General features: G+C 71.8%; 1 protein-coding gene. It reads right to left on the reverse strand.

All coding sequences use genetic code 11. The annotated features are described in order from the left end of the window. Nucleotides 1-276, reverse strand: a 276-nt coding sequence (locus RX395_RS10180) for a hypothetical protein (RefSeq protein WP_316367412.1), incomplete at its 3' end; no start/stop codon positions are given. Between the last annotated feature and the right edge of the window lie 72 nt (nt 277-348).

Consider the following 348-nt stretch of genomic DNA (forward strand, 5'->3'; position numbering starts at 1 on the left):
CTCGGGGCCCCGAGGAAGCAGCGCCACACCGCCAGGCGGATCTACGACAGGCTCGTCGCCGAGCGCGGCTACGCCGGCTCGTACTCCACCGTGCAGAGGTTCGTCCGCGAGCTCAGGCATGCCCGGGCCGCGGCGGGCGGAGAGGGGTACCTCGAGCTCGAGTGGGCGCCGGGCACCTGCCAGGTCGATTTCGGGAACTTCCGCGCCGCAGTCGGCGGGAGGCCCCTCGACCTCAAGCTGCTGGTCGCGACGCTCCCGCACTCGAACGACCGGCAATGCGTCGCCCTCATGTCGCAGAGGTCGGAGTGCCTGTGCGCCGGGCTGCTCGAGATCTTCCGCCGTTGGGGC

The organism is Collinsella aerofaciens (assembly GCF_032584215.1).
Classification (GTDB): domain Bacteria; phylum Actinomycetota; class Coriobacteriia; order Coriobacteriales; family Coriobacteriaceae; genus Collinsella.